Here is a 19,876-nt window from a genome sequence, read left to right on the forward strand (position 1 = left end):
CGCGTCCTTAATGCGATAGGAGAACTGGAATGGGCGTTGCCCGGATGACCCGTGCGGTCACTCCACTTAGAAAATCTTCTCGGAATTTTGAATGCTCGTAGGCCCCCATGACCAACAGATTGGGGCGCTCTGACTTGCAATAGGCCAACAGCGCGCGCGCGACGCCGGGTATTTCGGCGATGTTTTGATGGCTTGCTGTCACGTCATGACGCTTCAGGTTCAACAACAGTTCGGCTTCGGGGCGCGGCAGTGCCTGATCACCGACCGTCAGCACCGTGAGTTTGCTTTGAGCATCCACCAATCTTAGCCAATCAGCAAGCGCACGCGCAGAAGCGCGGCCCCCATCCCATGCGAGTACCGCAGAGGCATGTTTTGCAGGGGCCTTGGTGCCAATGGGCACGATCAATACCGGTCTGCCGCTCATCAAAGCTATGCGGTCTGGATGCAGGGATACGTGACTGTCCACTGCATCATCTTGATCCTGCCCGACGATCAGAATGTCATAGCTGCGCGCACTTTCAGAGAGCACCGCATCCACCCGTCCCGCGCGACGTTGAAAATGCAATCGCTCCCCTAGATCCAGCTCGGCCTTCAGAGCGTTAAAGCGGGTTTCTATCTCATTCAAAATATCCGAATTGGCCTGCGTGATGATATCGCGCGCGCTGGCAGGCACCCAGGCGGCGCGACTGTCGACAACTTCGTGTTTTGTGTGCGCCAAAAGCGCTGTAACGTGGGCTTGGTCCCCGGCCAAGGATTTGGCATATCGTAACGCCGAAATCGCAGCATCAGAGCCATTGAATGCGACCAGTATATTGCGGAGGTTCATGCGGTTTCCTTTGGTTGCGACCAAATAGTGTGCGGGACATAGACAAAGCCGTCTGCCAATTTTCGCGCGGTGCGCACCAAGCCCGCTGCCTTAAGGTTAAACCCGTTGTTTGCATCAAAATCGATCAAAACGTCGATGGTTCCGGCGGCATGCTCTAGCACGACATTTGTTGGGCTTTCGTGGCTGCGCGCCAACAAGCCATCAGCCACTGTGCCAGGTGTTAAGGCGCAGGAGGCAAGGCATTGTGCCCCCGTCACGGCCATGGTTGGGTGAGTATTCCACGGCATAAAGTAGCGCACTGCAATCGAGCCTCCATTTTGGGCCTTTGCTAACAGCCCAAATTTTGGCGTGACCGATTTTGAGACATCGCCCATGCCCATACGCTTTCCCGCCTCAATGCGGATGCCTTCCATGCGCTTGAAGAAATCTAGATTACTATCAAGCTCTTGTACGCTTTCATGCCCCGTAAGGCCAAAGTCCTGCGCCCGCGCAATCACCATTGGCATCGCCACATCCATGCAAGTCACATCAATGCCGCCGATGTTTTCCTGCAGTTTGTCAGAAGGCAAAAACGCACCGGTTGACGAGCCTACCACACCCATAAAAGTCAATTGCACCGGGGCTGCCGAGCCGGGAACGCCGGCGATCTCTGTCTCTCCGGCATAGGCCAGTTGGCCGTTTGGTGTTTGCACTTTGGCGATCACGCGCGCGCCGGTATTGACCGCGCGGATTTTTATCTCGGTGACGTCGTCCTTCGCATTGACCAAGCCCATTTCGAGGGCTGCAGGGGCGACACCAGACATGATGTTACCGCAGGTTGGTTTGAAATCGACCCGTTTTTCAGTGACCGAAACCTGGGCAAAGAAATAGTCTACATCCGCCCATTCGTCCTCGCTTGGCGATAACATCGCGACTTTGGTGGTCACGGCGGCCCCGCCGCCGATCCCATCGATATTTAGCGCGTGTCCCGAGCCCAGCACCGCGATCAGAACTTCCGCGAGTTGGTCCAGATCTTCGGGCAGATCGTCGCGTCTAAAATAGGGTCCACGCGATGTTCCGCCCCGCATGAACAAAAAGGGAATGGCTGTCTGGCTCATTTCAGCGGCCATGGCAAATCAGCTGCCCCCTGCAAAAGACCCGGAGGAAAGTCGCGGTTAAGTGCCCCCGCCATCAGGCACATAAAACCAATACCACAGGCCGTCAGCACCAGTGTTTTGCCCCAGCCCGCCCCCGCACGCACGCGCAAGAACGCAACAAGAAAACCAATCAAAGCCAAGATAAAACCAACAAACCAAGTGCCGGCAATCAGCGCTGCAAACCATGCCAATGTTGACCACAAACCATAGGGTGCATCCGCATCTTCGCCAGCAACTTCCTTATCCGCAAAGATCACATCACCTTCGGGGCGGCGCATCATTTGCACCATCAAGATAAGGCAACACAGAACTGAGAATGTACCGATCGCCAGAGGGATGACTTTGTCTGTCATGTTAAAATCTGGGATCATGTTCGCGTTTATGACTGCCACCAGAAGATAACCGGCGATGACCAGCAAAAATACCATTGGTGCGCGCTTTGAGCCTGATTGCACATCGCCTTCGGCCATAATGGTTTTGGCCTGACGAATGCCCAGAACCACCGACACCACGGTGATGATGATCAACACAATCACGATAGGGCTAAAGATATAGTCTATGCCTTCTTCAAAGCTTTTGCGAAACCGGAAACTGGCGATTTGAAAGGCTTGGTTGGTGAACTTTTCGACCGGGTTTGACAAAACGAACCCAATCAAGAACGCAGGGCGCGACCAGTCAAATCGACGCAAGAAAATCCCGATCAAACCAATGACAAACAGCGCCAGAAGATCTTCGAAATTTTGGCCGGACTGAAAAGCCGCAAAGCTGATCAGCATGAACAGGAATGGCGCGAGATAAGTAAAGCGAATGGTCGTCAGTTTAGCGATGCCACCAGACAGGCCAATGCACAGAATAGTGCCAACCACATTGGCCAGCGCCAGCAACCAAACGATCGAATAGGTGATATCCAGATTGTCCTTGAGCATGCTTGGCCCAACTTCGATCTCGCCGGATCCCAAAAGCGCAACAGCGCCAATAAAGATCGCCATCGAGCCAGATCCCGGAATGCCAAACAGCAAAGTTGGCACCAAACCGCCCCCTTCTTTGGCGTTGTTGGAGCTTTCTGGCCCAATCACGCCGCGCACTTCACCCTTGCCAAATTTGGATTTGTCTTTGGTGGTTTGCACAGCGTGGCCGTAGGCAATCCAGTCGACAACCGAGCCGCCGAGACCTGGGATAACCCCCACAACAACGCCGATGATAGAGCAGCGCACAGACAGCCAAATATTGCTGGCCCAGTCTTTGACACCATCCATCCAACCGGACCCAAGGCTTGCGCCTTTGGCGATCGATCGATCTTGCCGCAACAAGGAAACAATCTCGGGGATCGCGAAGACGCCAAGCCCAACAATAACCAATTTCAACCCATCGGTCAGATAGGGAATGTCATAGGTGGCCATACGCAGGCTGCCACCCGCGTCTGCCTCGCCGATTGTGCCGATCATCAGGCCAAGACCAGCTGCCGCCAGACCTTTGAGGGCGATACGCCCCGCCAAAACAGCAACCATCGACAGGCCTAAAACCGTGATCATCAACATCTCTGGCAGGCCAAAAGCCAAAACGATCGGCCTGGCAATCAAGATGAACATTGTCAGAAATGTTGCCCCAACCAAACCGCCAAACAATGAGGATGAAAAGGCCGCAGACAGCGCACGCGCGGCCTCGCCATTCTTAGCCATGGGAAACCCGTCAAGCACTGTTGCTTGAGACGCTGAAGAGCCTGGAATGCCCATTAAAACAGAGGCGAATGTGTCAGATGTTGGCACAACGGCCACCATGCCAATCATCAGAGCCAATCCAAGAATGGGATCCATCCCAAACATGAACGGCAACAAGAGCGACAATCCGGCGATCCCACCAAGGCCGGGAAAAACACCAACGGCAAGCCCCATCACAACCCCAAGCACCAAATAGCCCAGGACAATAGGTTGCAGGATAAGTGCCCACGCTTCACCAAGCGCAGGAAGAGCGGTGGCGAAAACCTCCATGGGAGCCGCCTTTCATGTAAGTTACTGAAATTATAAGGTTAATCAAGGTGAGGCTGATTAATCAGCCCCACCTTTGGTCGTTACTTCAGCGAAACGCCGTAAGCATCTTTAAGCCAGCCAACAACAAATCCCTTGGCAGACGCAGGCACTTTCGTGGCTGTTGCCAACGCGTCTTGCGACCCAGCACCCGTAAAGACAGGGTATTTACCAACCCGCTTGGATGAAATCTCGGCAAAGTCTGCACGGGCCACAACTTCATTGAATGCTTCGATGTAAGTATCAATCACGTCTTGTGGTGTGCCTGCTGGCAGGAAGGCCAGTTTTTGCACCGGAAAGCCTGCAACGAAGAAGGCTTTCCAAGCATCCCAAGCGTCTCCAGAAGTCTCACAACCCTCAGTGGCCTCACAAACTTCTTTGAAGGTCGCGATGTCTGGGAATGTTGGATCACGCACAATGTTGCCATCCGCATCAAGCGCGCCCCAAGTCATCATCGGCACTGCTTGGCCGGCTTCGACCAGTGGCGCAGATCCACCTAGGTACCCGGACGAGGTCTGATAGTCGATGGTGGCTTCGCCACGCTCAAACATCAAACGCCCATCGCCGCGTCCCTTGATGCCAAATACCGGTTCAACGTTCATGCCCAGCATTTCCCATGCCAGCAAAGGCACCAGATCCAGACGGGTTGCCCCCTGAGAACCATAAATGAAATCGATGTCTTGTAGGCCATTGGCCGAGCCATCAAATTTGGCACCATCTTCGGCATTCAAATAGGCCACACCACCTGTGCCCGACGCCATAACGGTGTTCCAATCGTTATATTCATAACGCACACGCGGGTCGCCCAGCAAATAGGGGAATTGCGTCGAGCCAGACGTTCCAAACAGCAGTGTGCCGTCTTTGTGTTTTTGCGACTGGAACCAGTTTGCCCCTTTGGTGGACCCTGCCCCTGGCATGAATTTCACGACAACTGTCGGTGCGCCTGGCAACGCTTCTGACAACAATGGCGCAAAGAAGTTAGCCCATTTGGCAGACCCCCCAGTTTCAGAAAATGGGATCACCCACTCGATGGTTTTGCCTGAAAAATCGACCTCTGCCGCAGCTGGGGCTGCGAGCCCTGCGGCGGCAATTACACTCAACGCAGCGCGGCGTGTAAAATCAAATTTGGTCATTGGTTCCTCCCCTTAAGACCAGACAAACACGGCAACGTCCTCCTCGCCAAGTTGTTTGTCTATTTGAAATGAGGGATTGATTCCCTCTTTCGATAGTCCAATCATGAGAGCCCAACCTTGCGGCAAGCTTGCAGGAGACAGAATGCGCATCGCAGTCATCGAAGATAACGAAACCTTGGCCAATGCCATCGCCTATCGATTGCGGGATCGTGGGCATTCGGCAGATGTGCTGCTTGATGGCGATTTAGCGCACACTTTTTTAACGCGAGAAGGCGCGGATCTTGTGGTCCTGGATATCAATTTACCGGGCCGGTCAGGGTTGGACATTCTGCGTGCCCTGCGACGTCGCAATGATGGCACGCCGGTGATCTTGCTGACCGCCCGGACAGAAACCAAAGATCGGGTGCAAGGCCTGGACGCTGGCGCGGATGACTATTTGATCAAACCATTTGAAATGGACGAATTAGAAGCACGGATCAGAGCCTTGTCGCGCCGCAAAGAGCTTGATTACGGCGAGAAAGAAACCATTGGCGATCTTGAATTCAACCGTACCGCGCGGCAAGTCAGCGCGCAGGGCCAACCCGTGGAAATTCCACGCCGCGAATTGGCGGTTTTTGAGTGTCTGCTTGAACGCAGAGGTCGCATTGTTTCAAAGGCGCATTTGACTGATCACATTTATGGAGTTGGCGCAGATATCGAGGAAACTGCTGTGGAGCCTCATGTCTCTAGGTTACGGAAACGTTTAGCAAAATTTGGTGTGACGATCAAAACGGCGCGCGGTCTTGGCTATATGCTAGAAGCAGAATTATGATGCGGTTGGCCTCCCTGCGCATTCGGCTTTTTGCACTTATTTTGACGCCCTTGGTTTTGATGGCAGTGCTCCTTGGGTTTTGGCGGCTTACGGCGGCACAACACACGGCCGAAGCGTTGTTTGATCGCGGGTTGTTGGCCTCTGCTTTGGCCATTTCTCGCGACGTTGCGGTGTCCGGCGGCGATGCCTTGTTGCGTTCGACAAGTGATCTGATCGATGATGCGGCTGGAGGGCAGGTTTTTTATCATGCGACAGGTCCCGGTGGCATCTATGTAACTGGCTATGCCTATCCGCCAAATCCGGACGTATCTGGGGCTTTAGCCCAGCCAATTGTCGATGGTGGACCGGATGTTTTTGAAGCAAACTACCGCGGCGAACCCGTGCGGGTGATGCGCCTGACAGAGCGGATATCGGTCGATGGGCTAACCGGTGATTCAACCGTAACTGTCTGGCAACGGCTGGCGGAACGACAAGCTTTCGCCAACCAATTGGCCATTCGTGCCATAAGCTTGATGGGGGCATTGTTACTGACCTTGGCCATCGTAGTTTGGTTTGGAGTCGGATGGGGACTTTGGCCGCTGATTGACCTGAGAAATGCAATTGCCGAACGTTCCCCAAATGACCTAAGTCGCATAAAAAGACCCGTGCCGGCCGAAGCAAAAGGCATCGTCAACACGCTCAATTCGTTATTCTCGAAACTTGAAAGCAACCTGCAAGCCCATCAGGCGTTTATTTCTGACGCCGCCCATCAGCTTAGGAACCCGGTTGCGGCGGTGCAATCTATGACCGAAGCCGTCAAAGATGCCGGTACGGAAATGGACCGCAAACAACGCACACGGGATTTGGAAAAAGCCGCCAGAAACGTCACCCGGATTACCGAACAGCTTTTGTCCATGGACCGGTTGCGTCACACAACCGATATTGACCAATTTACCAAATTTGATCTGCGCGCCCTGATACAAGACTTATGTGCAGAACAAGGTTCTGCTCTTTTGTCTGCGGATATTGCGTTTGAATTTGACGCGCCGCCACAGCCCATCATGATTGAAGGCGACGCGCTGTTTTTGTCAGAAGCGGTCAAAAACCTGATCGACAATGCCATGACACACGGCGGGGCAGACCTCAGCACTGTTGGCGTGCGTTTGCGCACCAAGGCTGACGTCGTTTGCATTTCGGTCCATGATGATGGCAAAGGCCTGTCCCCAAGTCAGCAAGACGCGGCATTCAGGCGATTTTCACAGCTGGAACCTTCTAGCGGCAGCGGTTTGGGGCTGGCAATCGCGAAATCCGTGGCAGAAAAACATGGTGGCAAGCTGGTGATCGACACGGTTGAAAACGGTGCAAGTTTGACACTGACCTTGCCTGTGACCCAGCTTTCTTGACCTAAGGTATCCGCCCCTGCACAGCGGCCAATCTCAGTCTGTTTTATGATCGGTCAGCCTTTTGGAGACATCCAAGAGGATCTCTTCCAAGGCGGTGCCGCCTGGACGCCCTGCCCCCGCATGGGGGTACATCAACGCAATCTTTCGTGTGGCTTCTGGCTCTGCCAAATATCGCAGAGCCACATCCGTGCCGCGCCGAGCCTCTGTGCGGGCATAGATTTCTGGCAGCAGTGCAATGCCTGCGCCTGTTGCCGCCATCAACCGAATGGCGTCCAAACTTGTGCCCTCGTATTCATCTGAAACCTGAGCTTTTGACCGATGCGCGATTTGCATGACGATATGAGACAGCCGGTGCTGCGCGCCAAGTGTCAACAAGAGCTGACCTTCTAAATCCGTGAACTTTGCCGGTTCTGAGGTGCTTGCCAAAGGATGATCAAGCGCAGTTGCGGCCCAAAACCGTTCTGTAAACAGCAAGCGATAAGAGTTGTTTGGATGATCCTCGGGTGTGGAAATGATCATATCCAGCCGACCGCTGCGCAGTCCTTCTTCAAGATCGCGCGTGGTTTCTTCTCGCACCACCAGCCGAATGCCCGGGTGTTGGATATGCAATCTGCGGGCCACCTCGGGCAACAAATACGGCCCCACAGACGGTAATACCCCGAGCCGCAACCGGCCTTTGAACAGACCCGCTGACTTGGTCAATGACCGCAAATCTTCGTGATCTCTCAATAACATACGCGCGCGGCGCACAACCTCTTCTGCCTCGGGTGTGACCTTGGCCCCAGATCTGCTGCGTGCAAACAATGTCACCCCAAGATCGGCCTCGACCTCGGAAATTTGTGCGGACAGACTGGGCTGGCTGACATGAAGCAGTTTGGCGGCGGAACCGATGCGGCCCGCATCTGCTACGGCGACAATATACTCGAGCTGACGCAATGTGGGTCGCATATATAGCCTCAGACTATGCAAACTACAGTTTATATATATTTTCAATTAACACAGAACAAGCCAAATATAGCGAAACCCACTTTACCTGTCGGAGCCGCCCGTGGAAAAATCGCTGCAACGCATTCAGACCTTTATGAAACTCGAGGCCAGCGCTGGATTGGTGCTTATGGCCGTGGCATTGCTAGCGATGTTGGCTGCCAACAGCATCGCCGCCCCGCTGTATGACGGATTTTTAAACACCAATGTGCGCGTGGGCGCCGGTGCCTTTGAAATATCCAAACCGCTGTTGCTTTGGATCAACGATGGCTTGATGGCGATATTCTTCTTTTTGGTGGGTTTGGAAATCAAACGAGAGGTGCTGGTTGGCGAGCTGTCGAGTTTTGACAAAGCGGTATTGCCGATATTTGCCGCAATCGGCGGCATGGCGGCACCGGCACTGGTGTTTATCTATTTCAACTGGGGCAATGCTGTCACCCTGTCCGGCTGGGCCGTGCCCACCGCCACCGATATCGCCTTTGCATTGGGTATTCTGGCACTTTTGGGCAAGCATGTACCGGTGGCACTTAAAATCTTTTTGCTGGCAATCGCAATCATCGATGACTTGGGGGCGATTGTCATTATCGCGGTGTTTTATACCTCGGAATTGTCGGTGAACGCGCTGACGCTTTCGATGCTGGGCTTTGCACTTGCGGTTGGATTGAACCGGATGGGCGTACAGCGCATCGCGCCCTATCTGCTGATCGGGCTGTTCATGTGGGTTTGTGTTCTGAAATCAGGGGTACATGCGACACTGGCCGGTGTGCTTATAGCGATGACGATCCCGTTGAAAGAAAAGCAGGGTAACAAGGCGCTTTTGTTACGGGCTGAACACGCCCTGCACCCCTGGGTCGCGTTTCTGATATTGCCGCTGTTTGCCTTTGCAAATGCCGGGGTGAACCTGACCGGGCTTTCGCTTGCTGATTTGTTGACCCCCATGCCGCTGGGCATCGCGGCGGGCCTGTTTGTTGGCAAACAAATTGGTGTATTCGGAGCCACTTGGATCGCCTGTAAATCTGGCATTGCGCGCCTGCCAAAGGATGTCACGTGGCAACATGTTTACGGCGTGGCCTGTCTGACCGGAGTCGGTTTCACCATGAGCTTGTTTATTGGATCGCTGGCGTTTGACTCTGTTGAAATGATGAACACCGTACGTCTTGGGGTTATCAGCGGGTCTGTCTTGTCCGGGATCCTTGGGTTTGCGGTATTGCGGATGACATCTTTCAAACCTGCATTACAGGCTGACCCGCCCAACCTGGGATCAGAGCAGGCCAAAGCAAGCACGCAGGCCTAAAAAGACCTGCTATTTGCGACGAATGGGGGTTGGCTCTGTTGTTTTCTGGAGCACCCCGTCTCTGCAAATTGACGTAGAGCGCACTGTGTCTGCATCACGGTGTGCCACCTCGAAAGAAACCGTGTTCAATTCGCTGTCATGGCCCCCAAAACAAAGATGCATTGCCTCTAGAATGCCGACATCCGCCAAGGTGTTGACCCGAGGTTTAGGATTATTGCGGGGGCTGGGAACCGTGCCCGGGAAAAGATAGATACAGGGCGGCGGCAACCGGTATGGGCCAATATCAGTGACCCGGTCTGGGGCCAGCGCAAGCTTGGGGCAAGGCCGCGCCGTCGTGCCGCAAATCCAATCCCAGACAATCAAGCCATCAATGCGCTGATCGCGGTCAATCATTTCAGCGCTAAGGCGGGTGTGAATGCCGGACCAGACATTGTGGCGCGGATCAGCTCCCGGATTGCTACAGACGCTCCAGATGATAAATTCATCGGCATGCGGTGGGCGCTCAAAAATGTTTGTGTTGTTGCCATCCAAACAGCCCTTGAGTTCGATGATCGCCGTGCGGCCATTGTTAAGCGTCACAAAGTAATCGTGGCGATTGGCCTCGCCTGCAGATCCCCAGGCACGCACAAAGCCACGCGCTTGCATATGGGTCAGAACCAACGCCACAAAACTGCGCTTTTCCTTCATCGATGCCGAAAACTGGCCACGAATACGTTCTATGGTGCCGCGAAACAGGCCAGATTGATAAAAATCCTGTTCATCAAGCCCGTGATCCCCAAGCTTATGCGCTTCGGTCTTTAGAACCTCGGCAAATTCCAGAATTTTTTGGCGTAGTTCGGCATTTTTTTCGCAGGGAATTTCAGACAATGGAAGCGCGCCTATTGTCGATCTTGGCACGATCGAGCAGTTTTTCCAGCAGGTTTTTAGCAATAAATCGCACCACAGGAACCGCCACGCCATCGCCGGTCAAATGGTAGGCCTCGTTGTAGCGCTCTGGCAAAATATAACTATCTGGTAGGCCCATCAGGCGCGCGGTTTCACGGGTGGAAATCAAACGGGACCGGATGTTTTTACCTTCGACAACCATAATCGATTGCCGCGACGAACCGCCCGCCGGCGTGCGCAAGCAACCAGCGATATCGTCAAACCGAATTTCGGCACGCTGTACTTTGATGCCATGTTCGTGGCGCGTGCGTTTGTAAATTGCACCAACCATGCGGGTTTCTGACGCCACTGCTGTCTCAACTTTTGCCAGGTTTACTTCGGACATCATCGATAACAGCGCTGTGGTTTCTGCCTTGGTGTGCCATTTTGTCGATGACGGGTTTTCTTCGATGAGATCCGCAAATTTTGAAATCCTCGGCGGCGGGGTCGGCAGATGCCACCAAAACCAGTCTTTTTGCAGCTTGCGTGACAGCCCCTTGTGGGCTTTTACAATTGCGGCGGAATGCCATGGCGCAACCGGCCCGGTTTCAAGCATCGGTGCATCTGGGGTCAAAGATTTGTCAACCGCGATGATAAAAAGCCGAGGCCGCGACTGGGGCACAAAATGCGCCGCATCCACCACAAATGCACCAAATTGATACCCCAGCCGCGAAAAGGCCTGACAGATGGCGGCGAAATCCTTGCCCTGATGCGAGGTCAACGTTCCAAGCACGTTTTCCAAAGCAATTAATGCTGGCGCACGGCCTTCTTCCCGCAGGGCACCGAGATGGGACATAAACGGCCAAAACGTAGCTGATCTATGACCTTTCAGCCCCGCGCCACTGCCTGCCAACGACAAGTCCTGACAAGGAAAAGACCCCCAAACGAGGTCAGGTTGCCCGGGCATTTCTTCGGGGGAAATATTGCGAATATCGTCTGTAATTAGCGCGTCACCACCCCAATTCAAACGATAGGTTTCTGCTTTTTTGCGATCAAAATCATTGGCCAAAAGGCAGGTCCATGCCTGCCCTAGCCCGGCGCGCGCCATGCCACCGCCTGCAAAGAATTCGTAGTATGTTCTTATCTTGTTCTGATCCATGGTCTATTCCATAGAACATATTCGGCGTCTCGGCTCAACAAATTCTCGTGCATTTTTTGCGCGATAAATATGGCTGCACTAACCGGCTAAGCACACCGGCTGTGATGTGGCACGGTGCCTGCGTTCGGATATATCAGGGCGCGTCGATTTCTTGGGCCAGCCTGTAGATGTATTTTGCAAAATACCAAGTCGCGGGCACGGCAACCAAAGCGCCAAGCACAAAGGACTGCCCCATCGACAAAACCGGCAAACCAACCCAGCTGCCCAGCAAAGAGGCGAAAAACGCATTCACCGCCATGGCCCCACAGCCAAAGGGATAAAGCGCCAGCATGAGTTTCATATGGCCGTTCATCTTTTTGCGACCACCCGCCCAACAGCAAACAAGGCTGCAATCAGCAAAATAGAGGCCAAGGCGAACCAGAGTTCCGCTGTGGCCGATTGCGCGTTGGGAATGGGGCGGTCAAATTCCGTGGCTGCTGCCGGGCTGGCCAAAAATAGTAAGATCAAAAAGCGCATGTCAGGTCTCCTGTGTCAAAACGCGGTAAATATCGGGCAAAGCGCGGGTCAGACGGCTGGGGTTTGGCAAAAGGGTAAATCCGCCTTTGCCAAAAATCCGCGCAAACCAATCTTGGCCGTCTTCGTCCACCACAATGCCGTGCACGGTTAACCCCATCCGGCGGGCTTCGCGCACCGCCATATGGCTGTCTTCGATGCCATGCTGTCCCTCGTAGTGGTCCAAGTCGTTTGGCTTGCCATCCGTCAGCACCAACAGCAATCGGCGACTGGAACTTTCGTCAGCCAAGCGCATTGCCGAATGGCGGATTGCAGCCCCCAACCGGGTGTAATGGCCGGGTCTTAGAGCACAAATGTTTTCGGTGACCTTGGCAGACATCGGGTCATCAAACCCTTTGCATTTGCTTAGAAAAACCCGATTTCGTTTCAAAGACGAAAATCCCCAGATGCCCAGACGATCACCGCTGGCGTCAATGCCGGTAGCCAGCGCAGCAAGCGCATCGCGCGCCACGTCAATCACGCAGGTTTCACCAATGGCGGCCTCGGTGGAGCGCGAGGTGTCTACCAGCACCGCAACCGACAGATCGCGTTCTATTTGGCGGCTGGCCATATAGATCCGGTCACTGCCACGGCCTGTGGCTTGCAGTTCTGCACGTGCGGAAATCACCGCATCCAGATCAAGTTCTTGGCCGTCAATTTGCCTTGGCGTTAGGATGCGACGTGGGCGCAGGGCATCAAACTGCCGCCGCACCTCTGCGACGCGACGCGCGTCTGGCTTAAAAACGTAGTTTGGGTCGTGTTGCACTGGCGCTTCCAGAACCCGCACATGATCTTGCATATAGCTGCGCGCTCGGTGGTTCCATTCCGGATAGGTAAACTTGCCAGAAAGCCGTTCATGCTCGGCTTCCAGAGGCGAAAGATCGAGATGTAACCGCAACCTGGTCGCGGCCTTGCGGTCGTGACGAGACAGGGTCACGCTGTCCTGATCTTCGGCGGCTTTCTTGGCGTTCTCGTCATCGTCATCATCAACGCTGCGGTTGATGTTCATGCTTTCCACCCAGGACAGGATGGATTCAAAGCGGTGCACAATAAAGCTGTCTTTGCGATTGGTCTGATCCAGATCGCGCCGTTCGCCCATTTTACGGGTCGAGGTCGGAACACCAGGGGCCGAAGATTTTTCTTGTGCGCTGTCTGGGCTGAGTTTGCTGGCACCGGCTTGTCTGAAATCAAGCCAAATCGGCACCGGTGCAAAAGGCCGGTAGCTGCGTGTCGTCGCAGACATGTCCACCTGTGCCAAGGTGCCATTCAATTGATCGCGCACCGCTCGTTCCATTGCCGCCTCGGCGGGTGGCAGGGTGGCGGTGAGGCGTTGCGCCAAGATACCGGCGCAAAGCGGGTCATAGGCACTGCGCAGTCCCGGGCAATTTTTGAAAACCCGATCGGAGGCCTGCACATTGGCCCGGATTTGCGCGCAGTCTCTGGCTTGATCAGCCAAGGGCAAATCCAACTGACAAACATCGGTCAAGGCAGCCGAGGCCGTTAGCCACATATAAGCAGCCTTGTTCAACGCAGGGTCAGCAAAACAATCCAAAACTGGGGGCAGACGCAGCCGCTCACCGTCGTAGGTGGCCTGTGTGATGGTTTCCCCGCCTGATCCAAAGGCAAGACGCAGTCGCGTGCGATGACGTGCTTTGCAAACCGGTGCCTCTGCAATATCAACGCCCGCCGGTCCGCCCAGGGCGCGAAACAACACCGCCAGGCTTGTGCGGATCTGTGACAGATGAACAGCGGCCTGTTCAAACAGCTGATCAGCAGCAATGCGGCTGGCAATGTCATGCCAGGCATTGCCAACGGTCTCTTCTGGTTCAAACAGGTTAAGAAGTTCCATTTTTACTTATCCGTATGTAACCGCAATCAAATCGCGCAGGGCCGCTTTGGTATCCACGTCATCACTGAGCGGTTCGATAACGGCGGCTTCAAGCGCTTCCAGCAGCGGCATGCCGCCTGCAATCAAACTGGCCGCATAGATCAAAAGCCGGGTTGAAACGCCCTCTTCCAGATCCATACCGGACAGGCCCCGAATTTTACCTGCCAAACGGATCAAAGGCCCTACGCGCTTGGCATCCAGTCCACTTTCCTGAGCCACAACTGCAGTTTCGATTGAGGCTTCGGGAAAGTCGAAACTGGCAGACAAAAACCGTTGCCGTGTCGATGGTTTGAGCCGTTTGAGCACGTTTTGGTAACCGGGATTATACGACGCCACCAGCATAAATCCTTTGGGGGCCTGCAGCTCTTCGCCGGTGCGATCAATCATCAAAGTGCGCCGGTTGTCAGTCAGCGGGTGTAAAACCACGGTCACGTCTTTGCGTGCTTCGACCACTTCGTCCAGATAACAGATTGCGCCCTCGCGCACCGCGCGCGCCAACGGACCATCCACCCATTCTGTTTCGCCACCGCGCAAAAGATATCTGCCGATCAGATCAGCCGCAGACAGGTCATCGTGACACGCGACGGTGTACAATTTGCGCCCGAGCCTGGCGGCCATATGTTCGACAAAACGAGTTTTGCCGCAGCCAGTCGGCCCCTTCAAAAGAAGGGGCAAACCGTTGTTGTAAGCTGTTTCAAACAGCGTGCACTCGTTGCCGGTCGGCGCATAGTGCGGTACATTTTTGGGGTCAGTCATCATATTCATGCCTATTCTCCCGGTGCTGTCTCTGGACCTGGCGCGATGATTTCACGCCGCACAATAGCCAGCCCATAGATGAACATCAGCGCACCTATGACCACAGCCACACCGGCACCAAAGCGCATCATGTAAAAGACCGACAATCCGTCCTGCACATCCATAAAGTAGTCACCAACCACCCGCTGCATGTGGGTTTGAATGGTGCCTGCAAATGTCAGCACAAAGGTCATAAATGCCATACCGCCGGTCATCAGCCAGAACGAGCTCATGTTGATCACCTGATTATAAGGGTCACGGTTGCGCAGAATTGGCATCGCATAAGAGAACATCGCAAGGTTCAAGGCTACATAGGCGCCAAAGAACGCGAGGTGACCATGTGCTGCGGTGATCTGAGTGCCGTGACTGTAAAAGTTCACGCCGTGTAACGTGTGCAAAAAGCCCCAGACACCCGCGCCAAAGAACGCAACGGTGCTAGATCCAAGCGACCACAGCAAGGCGGCTTTGTTGGGGTGATTTCTGCGACCTTTCCAAACCATCACAAAGGCAAAGCTCATCATCAGGAAGAATGGAATGACTTCGAGAGTTGAAAAGATCGAGCCGATCCATTGCCAGTACCCGGGAGTCCCAATCCAATAGAAATGGTGGCCAGTGCCCAAGATGCCGGAAAACAACGCGGTTCCGCAGATCACATAAAGCCATTTTTCAACAACTTCCCGGTCAACGCCTGTCAGTTTCAGCATCAAGAACGCAAGGATAGCCGCCATGACAAGTTCCCAGGTCGCCTCGACCCAAAGATGCACAACAAACCACCAGTACATTTTATCAAGGCTCAGGTTGTCTGGATTGATAAAGGCAAAGATCCACAGCAGCGACAACAGCCATAGACCCAAAAGCAACACATTGGTGATTGCGGTTTTGCGTCCAGCTAGAACGGTCAGCGTGACGTTTACTAGGAAGATCACAGCAGCGACAAGAATGCCGAATTTCACCCAAAGCGGTTGCTCTAGGAATTCACGGCCTTCGTGCACGCCCATCAGATAAGAGCCAACGGCCCCTAAGGTGCCAACCATCAGAATGATCAACTGTAGATAGGCCAGCTTAACCGAAAAAATCTCGCGCTCCGCTTCTTCGGGAAGCAAGAAGTACGCTGCACCAAAAAAGCCAGTCAGTAGCCAGACGATCAAGGCGTTGGTGTGCAACATACGCACAATGTTAAACGGCAGGAGTTCAGACAAGAAATTGGGTGCAACATAGATCCACCCGGCGAGAAGCCCCCCAAGCACTTGAATGGCAAAAAGGGCAAGTGCGCAGGCGAAATACGCCAGTGCTACTTTTTGGGATTGATATTTCATGGTTGTTTCTCCTTATCCCGCATCATTTGGCGGCCAACCTTGACGGTCGGTCTGATCAGCCCAGCGCAGAAATTCGCTCAGACCGCGAATATCTTCGTCGGACAGATCAAAATTCGGCATTTGGCGGCGGCCTTGGACCCCAGATGGTTGGCTTTCCATCCAAGATTTCAGAGCATCAAACGACTCTTCTTTGTCCTCCAGCACGCCCCAACGGGTCATCACATTGCCAACTTCGGGCGCGAAATACGCGCCTTCGCCGTGCAAGGTATGACAGTTGATGCATGAATGTTCTTCCCAGACACGCTTGCCATGCACGACCTCTTCGGTCAGCGGCGCGCCTGCGGTGGATGTGTTTACGATGTATTTGTGGCTTTGCACGGTCAGCGCAATGAATATCAGGACGAAGAACACCGAGCCCCCGTAAAAGATATTCCGCGCCCGCGTCTTGGTCAGAATCTCTGCCATTTTTGGGCCCCTCCTTCTAAACGTTTTAGGATGGTTCCTCAGTACCTTGCATGACGGCGACAAAGTTTGCGTCAGCGCAACGTTCAGATGGAATATTGATCTAATTTGGAAGGAACCTGATAGGAGTAGCCAATGCACCAATCGACACTCGATCCGGATATGCCCCTTGATGCGCTGATGAAACGCTGGCCGATGACCATTTCGGTTTTCATCAATCACGGCATGCTGTGTGTGGGCTGCATGGTCAGCCCCTTTCACACGGTCTTTGATGCCTGTGAAGAATATGCGCTAGACGAAGACGAATTTCGCAATGCACTACTAGAGGCTATTAACGCAGCGGTGCCACCGTCAATTCCACCAAGGAATGTGGCTTGAGCACCGAAATATGTTTGCGCCGGCTTTGAACAATACCTGATTTTTCCCAGGCACTGAGCAATCTGCTAACCGTATGCAGTGTTGTGCCGGTCATCTCGCTTAGGTCCTGCCGGGTGATAGGAAAATCAATTTCCACCCCGGCCCCCACCCGTCGCCCGGTTTGGTTGACCAATCGCAACAACGCATTGGCGACACGTTGTTCCACCTGCTGCGTTGCAAGCTCGACAATACGCAGATTCATTTCACCAATGCGGTTGCCAACGGTCTTGTAGCTTGCCGTCGCAAACCCGGTGTAATCCGCGCAGAACTTCTTCCAGAGTGACATTTTCCAGCTGAGCGCCAGCCCCTCGGACGCGGCCACGGCGGTAGCCGGATAGGTCGTGCGTTCCAGGGCTCGTGCAATGCCAAACAACTGCCCCATTGGGATGTGCAGCGCGATGACCTGCTCGCCGCTTTCGGTGATACGCACCACGCGAATATAGCCATCCAACAACAAATAAAACCGATCAGCCGTGGCCCCTTCTTCGAATACGGTTTGGCCTTCGGCTACACGACGCACGTCGGCCTTATCCAGAATTTCCCGGATCTGTTCGCGCTGAAGCGCTGCAAAGGGTGGCAGTTGCGCGATCAGGCTTTCATCGAGACGATGCAGCGTCTTGTTTGGCGGTGACGTGTCCATATGCATGTCATGATTGCCAAATTTCTAACGGTCGTGCCAGCACAATCGACCAAAGCGGCATAGGGCGAAGTTTGCTTAAGCACAAAGAAGCCTTGCTTTCTCGGCGCTAAACTGGGGCTGAGTTTCGAAAGTTGAAAGGAAACCCACCGCGAGATCACCGCATTTGGGACCTCGTTTGCATCAACTGATCACCTTACCTGATCCAGGAGGAATAAATGTCTAAATACATCAATCCCGGCCTCATCCCAACAAACCGACGCAACGTTTTGCGCGGATCATTATTGGCTGGTGCCGCCGCTGTTGCAGGTGGGTCGGTGACAGCCGCAGCTCGTAAACCTGCCATGGTAAATCCACGTCCTATGCCCCTCACGCGGGTAGCAGAAAAGACCGAAGCCGCGACAAACGCCAAACCGGCCAACCTTGCAGGCTATACGCGGGTTAAGCAGGAATTGGTCGCCCCACCTTTTGCACCTGTGCATGATCAGGTCGCAGTTGGCGGTCCAAAAATCATTGAAATCACCATGGAGACCAAAGAGGTTCTCTTGACCGTTGATGAGGACACCGGCGCTGAAATTTGGGCGCTGACTTATAACGGCTCGGTTCCCGGTCCTCTGATCATCGCCCATGAAGGCGACATGGTCGAATTGACCCTGCGCAACCCGGTCGACAGTGTAATGGAACACAACATCGACTTCCACTCGTCTACCGGTGCCCTTGGCGGTGGCGGCCTGACACATGTTTTCCCAGGCGAAGAAACTGTGCTGCGCTGGAAAGCCACTAAACCCGGCGTCTTTACCTATCACTGTGCCCCCGGCGGCGCGATGATCCCCTACCACGTGTGCCACGGCATGAACGGGACCTGCATGGTATTGCCACGCGAAGGCCTGAAAGACGGGGACGGCAACCCAGTTCGGTATGACAGCATTGCCTATATCGGGGAGCAGGATTTCTATCTGCCGATGGATGACGAAGGCAACTATAAGACCTACGAAACAGCCGGCGACGACTATGCCGACGCCTTGGATGCCATGCGGACGCTGACACCCACCCATTCGGTCTTTAACGGTGCTGTTGGCGCTCTGACCGGTGAAGGTGCGCTTAAGGCAGAAGTTGGCGAAACCGTACTCATGATCCACAATCAGGCCAACCGCGATACCCGACCTCACCTGATCGGCGGGCACGGCGATTATGTTTGGGAAGCAGGCAGCTTTACCGACGCGCCACAAACCGGTCTGGAAACATGGTTCATTCGCGGTGGTAGCTCTGGTGCCTCGGTCTATACCTTCAAACAGCCCGGTGTGTACGCCTATGTGAACCACAACCTGATCGAAGCAACATTGCTTGGGGCCGCCGCGCACTTTGTGGTCGATGGCCAATGGGACAACGAGCTGATGGAGCAAGTTGTCGCGCCGCGCGATTTCGCCACCTAATCGGAGTAGAAAGCATGACCATCGCCAGAAAAACCAAAACCGCCTTAGGTGGATCGCTGGTTCTGGCGGTGATCGCCGCAATTGTAACAGTTGCCAAGGTCAATCAGCCCGCTGACCTGACCCTGGTGCCTGAAATGGCAAAAGCCCCGGTCATCCTTGCGGATGGCCGGAATTTGCACGTGCAAAAATACGAAGTCACCATTGCAGAGTGGAATCTTTGCCATGCGGCGGGTGCATGCAGTTTGAAAGTGCGCACACGCCCCAATATGGACCCACGGACCACCCCCGCAACCGGGCTCAATTTTGTTGATGTTGGTGAATATCTGGCTTGGATTAATGCCCAGTCCAATCACCCGTTCCGGCTGCCAAGTATGCAGGAATGGGATGAATTTGCCGCCGACGTTTTGCCTGAAGCACCCGGCCCGCTGTTTACCGATCCCGCCCTGTCTTGGGCCTCGGCCTATCTGGTGGAAAATCTACCTTCGCGTGGCCTGAAACCCACTGGCAGCTTTCCAATGTCAAAGGCCGGCATAAGCGATCTGACGGGCAGCGTCTGGGAGTGGACACAGGATTGTTACGACAATGAAGATACCGAAAGATGCGCCGCATTTTATGTCGCTGGAGAGCATGCGGCCGCGATCCCGTTTCTGGTGCGCGACCCAGCCCGCGGCGGCTGCGCTGTGGGCGCGCCACCTGCCCACCTTGGGCTGCGATTGGTCAGCGACAAGCCCGTAACCTGACGGACCTTTAAGGTCAGACACCC

The 19,876-nt window shown here is 54.3% G+C and carries 20 protein-coding genes; 6 read left to right on the top strand and 14 right to left on the bottom strand.

Annotation, left to right across the window (positions count from 1 at the left end):
• Positions 1-7 precede the first annotated feature (7 nt).
• From ABXG94_RS08280 to ABXG94_RS08295, 4 genes are all read right to left on the bottom strand, one after another.
• Positions 8-826 (bottom strand): universal stress protein, encoded by an 819-nt coding sequence (locus ABXG94_RS08280; RefSeq protein WP_353533462.1) that lies wholly within the window; start codon positions 824-826, stop codon positions 8-10.
• Entirely contained in the window at positions 823-1,923 is a 1,101-nt protein-coding gene (locus tag ABXG94_RS08285; protein ID WP_353533464.1) for a 4-oxalomesaconate tautomerase, read from the bottom strand. The genes ABXG94_RS08280 and ABXG94_RS08285 overlap by 4 nt, the downstream gene beginning before the upstream one ends.
• A complete protein-coding gene (locus ABXG94_RS08290; protein ID WP_353533465.1) occupies positions 1,920-3,950 on the bottom strand; it encodes a tripartite tricarboxylate transporter permease in 2,031 nt (676 codons plus the stop codon). The genes ABXG94_RS08285 and ABXG94_RS08290 overlap by 4 nt, the downstream gene beginning before the upstream one ends.
• Before the next feature lie 80 nt (positions 3,951-4,030).
• Complete coding sequence (locus ABXG94_RS08295; protein ID WP_353533467.1) at positions 4,031-5,119, bottom strand: tricarboxylate transporter; 1,089 nt, start codon at positions 5,117-5,119, stop codon at positions 4,031-4,033.
• A 142-nt stretch (positions 5,120-5,261) separates the two neighbouring features.
• On the opposite strand from ABXG94_RS08295, the gene ABXG94_RS08300 reads away from it, so the two are divergent.
• Together ABXG94_RS08300 and ABXG94_RS08305 are read left to right on the top strand one after the other, a co-directional pair.
• Positions 5,262-5,930: a response regulator transcription factor gene (locus ABXG94_RS08300; RefSeq protein ID WP_353533468.1), complete on the top strand. Its 669-nt coding sequence runs from the start codon at positions 5,262-5,264 to the stop codon at positions 5,928-5,930.
• Entirely contained in the window at positions 5,927-7,312 is a 1,386-nt protein-coding gene (locus ABXG94_RS08305; RefSeq protein WP_353533469.1) for a sensor histidine kinase, read from the top strand. The genes ABXG94_RS08300 and ABXG94_RS08305 overlap by 4 nt, the downstream gene beginning before the upstream one ends.
• A gap of 33 nt (positions 7,313-7,345) precedes the next feature.
• On the opposite strand, the gene ABXG94_RS08310 is transcribed toward ABXG94_RS08305, so the two are convergent.
• The gene (locus ABXG94_RS08310; protein WP_353533471.1) at positions 7,346-8,260 is read right to left on the bottom strand and encodes a hydrogen peroxide-inducible genes activator; all 915 of its coding nucleotides are present in this window, start codon (positions 8,258-8,260) and stop codon (positions 7,346-7,348) included.
• Between the two features lie 100 nt (positions 8,261-8,360).
• On the opposite strand from ABXG94_RS08310, the gene nhaA reads away from it, so the two are divergent.
• Positions 8,361-9,590 carry a Na+/H+ antiporter NhaA gene (gene nhaA / locus ABXG94_RS08315; RefSeq protein WP_353533472.1) on the top strand — a complete coding sequence of 410 codons (1,230 nt, stop codon included), beginning with the start codon at positions 8,361-8,363 and terminating at the stop codon, positions 9,588-9,590.
• A gap of 9 nt (positions 9,591-9,599) precedes the next feature.
• Here nhaA and ABXG94_RS08320 read toward each other — a convergent pair whose 3' ends face one another.
• From ABXG94_RS08320 to ABXG94_RS08355, 8 genes are all read right to left on the bottom strand, one after another.
• Positions 9,600-10,457, bottom strand: a complete 858-nt coding sequence (locus ABXG94_RS08320) for a hypothetical protein (RefSeq protein WP_353533473.1) — start codon at positions 10,455-10,457, stop codon at positions 9,600-9,602.
• A complete protein-coding gene (locus tag ABXG94_RS08325) occupies positions 10,450-11,613 on the bottom strand; it encodes a DNA cytosine methyltransferase (RefSeq protein ID WP_353533474.1) in 1,164 nt (387 codons plus the stop codon). Before ABXG94_RS08325 ends, ABXG94_RS08320 begins: the two co-directional genes overlap by 8 nt.
• Before the next feature lie 133 nt (positions 11,614-11,746).
• Positions 11,747-11,953, bottom strand: a complete 207-nt coding sequence (locus ABXG94_RS08330) for an NnrT protein (RefSeq protein ID WP_353533475.1) — start codon at positions 11,951-11,953, stop codon at positions 11,747-11,749.
• An 8-nt stretch (positions 11,954-11,961) separates the two neighbouring features.
• The gene (locus ABXG94_RS08335) at positions 11,962-12,129 is read right to left on the bottom strand and encodes a protein NnrT (protein ID WP_353533477.1); all 168 of its coding nucleotides are present in this window, start codon (positions 12,127-12,129) and stop codon (positions 11,962-11,964) included.
• Position 12,130: 1 nt separating this feature from the next.
• The gene (locus ABXG94_RS08340; protein WP_353533478.1) at positions 12,131-14,014 is read right to left on the bottom strand and encodes a nitric oxide reductase activation protein NorD; all 1,884 of its coding nucleotides are present in this window, start codon (positions 14,012-14,014) and stop codon (positions 12,131-12,133) included.
• Positions 14,015-14,020: 6 nt separating this feature from the next.
• Complete coding sequence (locus ABXG94_RS08345; protein WP_353533479.1) at positions 14,021-14,818, bottom strand: CbbQ/NirQ/NorQ/GpvN family protein; 798 nt, start codon at positions 14,816-14,818, stop codon at positions 14,021-14,023.
• Positions 14,819-14,820: 2 nt separating this feature from the next.
• Positions 14,821-16,164 carry a cbb3-type cytochrome c oxidase subunit I gene (locus ABXG94_RS08350; RefSeq protein WP_353533481.1) on the bottom strand — a complete coding sequence of 448 codons (1,344 nt, stop codon included), beginning with the start codon at positions 16,162-16,164 and terminating at the stop codon, positions 14,821-14,823.
• Positions 16,165-16,176: 12 nt separating this feature from the next.
• Positions 16,177-16,629: a c-type cytochrome gene (locus tag ABXG94_RS08355; RefSeq protein ID WP_353533482.1), complete on the bottom strand. Its 453-nt coding sequence runs from the start codon at positions 16,627-16,629 to the stop codon at positions 16,177-16,179.
• Positions 16,630-16,761: 132 nt separating this feature from the next.
• On the opposite strand from ABXG94_RS08355, the gene ABXG94_RS08360 reads away from it, so the two are divergent.
• On the top strand, positions 16,762-17,004 hold the full coding sequence (locus ABXG94_RS08360; RefSeq protein ID WP_353533483.1) for a DUF1858 domain-containing protein: 243 nt from the start codon (positions 16,762-16,764) through the stop codon (positions 17,002-17,004).
• Here ABXG94_RS08360 and ABXG94_RS08365 read toward each other — a convergent pair.
• The gene (locus ABXG94_RS08365) at positions 16,958-17,656 is read right to left on the bottom strand and encodes a Crp/Fnr family transcriptional regulator (protein WP_353534030.1); all 699 of its coding nucleotides are present in this window, start codon (positions 17,654-17,656) and stop codon (positions 16,958-16,960) included. The genes ABXG94_RS08360 and ABXG94_RS08365 overlap by 47 nt on opposite strands.
• Before the next feature lie 242 nt (positions 17,657-17,898).
• Between ABXG94_RS08365 and nirK the strand changes: the two genes are divergently transcribed.
• Together nirK and ABXG94_RS08375 are read left to right on the top strand one after the other, a co-directional pair.
• Positions 17,899-19,113 (top strand): copper-containing nitrite reductase, encoded by a 1,215-nt coding sequence (nirK, locus tag ABXG94_RS08370; RefSeq protein WP_353533484.1) that lies wholly within the window; start codon positions 17,899-17,901, stop codon positions 19,111-19,113.
• Between the two features lie 14 nt (positions 19,114-19,127).
• The gene (locus tag ABXG94_RS08375; RefSeq protein ID WP_353533487.1) at positions 19,128-19,853 is read left to right on the top strand and encodes a formylglycine-generating enzyme family protein; all 726 of its coding nucleotides are present in this window, start codon (positions 19,128-19,130) and stop codon (positions 19,851-19,853) included.
• Positions 19,854-19,876 lie beyond the last annotated feature (23 nt).

The organism is Cognatishimia sp. WU-CL00825 (assembly GCF_040364665.1).
GTDB lineage: Bacteria > Pseudomonadota > Alphaproteobacteria > Rhodobacterales > Rhodobacteraceae > Cognatishimia.

Bases quoted from the DNA above. Each gene is read 5' to 3' on its own strand.
- ABXG94_RS08305 (WP_353533469.1), top strand. From the start codon at position 5,927: ATGATGCGGTTGGCCTCCCTGCGCATTCGGCTTTTTGCACTTATTTTG.
- ABXG94_RS08280 (WP_353533462.1), bottom strand. From the start codon at position 826: ATGAACCTCCGCAATATACTGGTCGCATTCAATGGCTCTGATGCTGCG.
- ABXG94_RS08330 (WP_353533475.1), bottom strand. From the start codon at position 11,953: ATGAAACTCATGCTGGCGCTTTATCCCTTTGGCTGTGGGGCCATGGCG.
- ABXG94_RS08295 (WP_353533467.1), bottom strand. From the start codon at position 5,119: ATGACCAAATTTGATTTTACACGCCGCGCTGCGTTGAGTGTAATTGCC.
- ABXG94_RS08375 (WP_353533487.1), top strand. From the start codon at position 19,128: ATGACCATCGCCAGAAAAACCAAAACCGCCTTAGGTGGATCGCTGGTT.
- ABXG94_RS08350 (WP_353533481.1), bottom strand. From the start codon at position 16,164: ATGAAATATCAATCCCAAAAAGTAGCACTGGCGTATTTCGCCTGCGCA.
- ABXG94_RS08285 (WP_353533464.1), bottom strand. From the start codon at position 1,923: ATGAGCCAGACAGCCATTCCCTTTTTGTTCATGCGGGGCGGAACATCG.
- ABXG94_RS08310 (WP_353533471.1), bottom strand. From the start codon at position 8,260: ATGCGACCCACATTGCGTCAGCTCGAGTATATTGTCGCCGTAGCAGAT.
- ABXG94_RS08355 (WP_353533482.1), bottom strand. From the start codon at position 16,629: ATGGCAGAGATTCTGACCAAGACGCGGGCGCGGAATATCTTTTACGGG.
- ABXG94_RS08335 (WP_353533477.1), bottom strand. From the start codon at position 12,129: ATGCGCTTTTTGATCTTACTATTTTTGGCCAGCCCGGCAGCAGCCACG.
- ABXG94_RS08300 (WP_353533468.1), top strand. From the start codon at position 5,262: ATGCGCATCGCAGTCATCGAAGATAACGAAACCTTGGCCAATGCCATC.
- ABXG94_RS08345 (WP_353533479.1), bottom strand. From the start codon at position 14,818: ATGAATATGATGACTGACCCCAAAAATGTACCGCACTATGCGCCGACC.
- ABXG94_RS08360 (WP_353533483.1), top strand. From the start codon at position 16,762: ATGCACCAATCGACACTCGATCCGGATATGCCCCTTGATGCGCTGATG.
- ABXG94_RS08290 (WP_353533465.1), bottom strand. From the start codon at position 3,950: ATGGAGGTTTTCGCCACCGCTCTTCCTGCGCTTGGTGAAGCGTGGGCA.
- nirK (WP_353533484.1), top strand. From the start codon at position 17,899: ATGTCTAAATACATCAATCCCGGCCTCATCCCAACAAACCGACGCAAC.
- ABXG94_RS08340 (WP_353533478.1), bottom strand. From the start codon at position 14,014: ATGGAACTTCTTAACCTGTTTGAACCAGAAGAGACCGTTGGCAATGCC.
- ABXG94_RS08325 (WP_353533474.1), bottom strand. From the start codon at position 11,613: ATGGATCAGAACAAGATAAGAACATACTACGAATTCTTTGCAGGCGGT.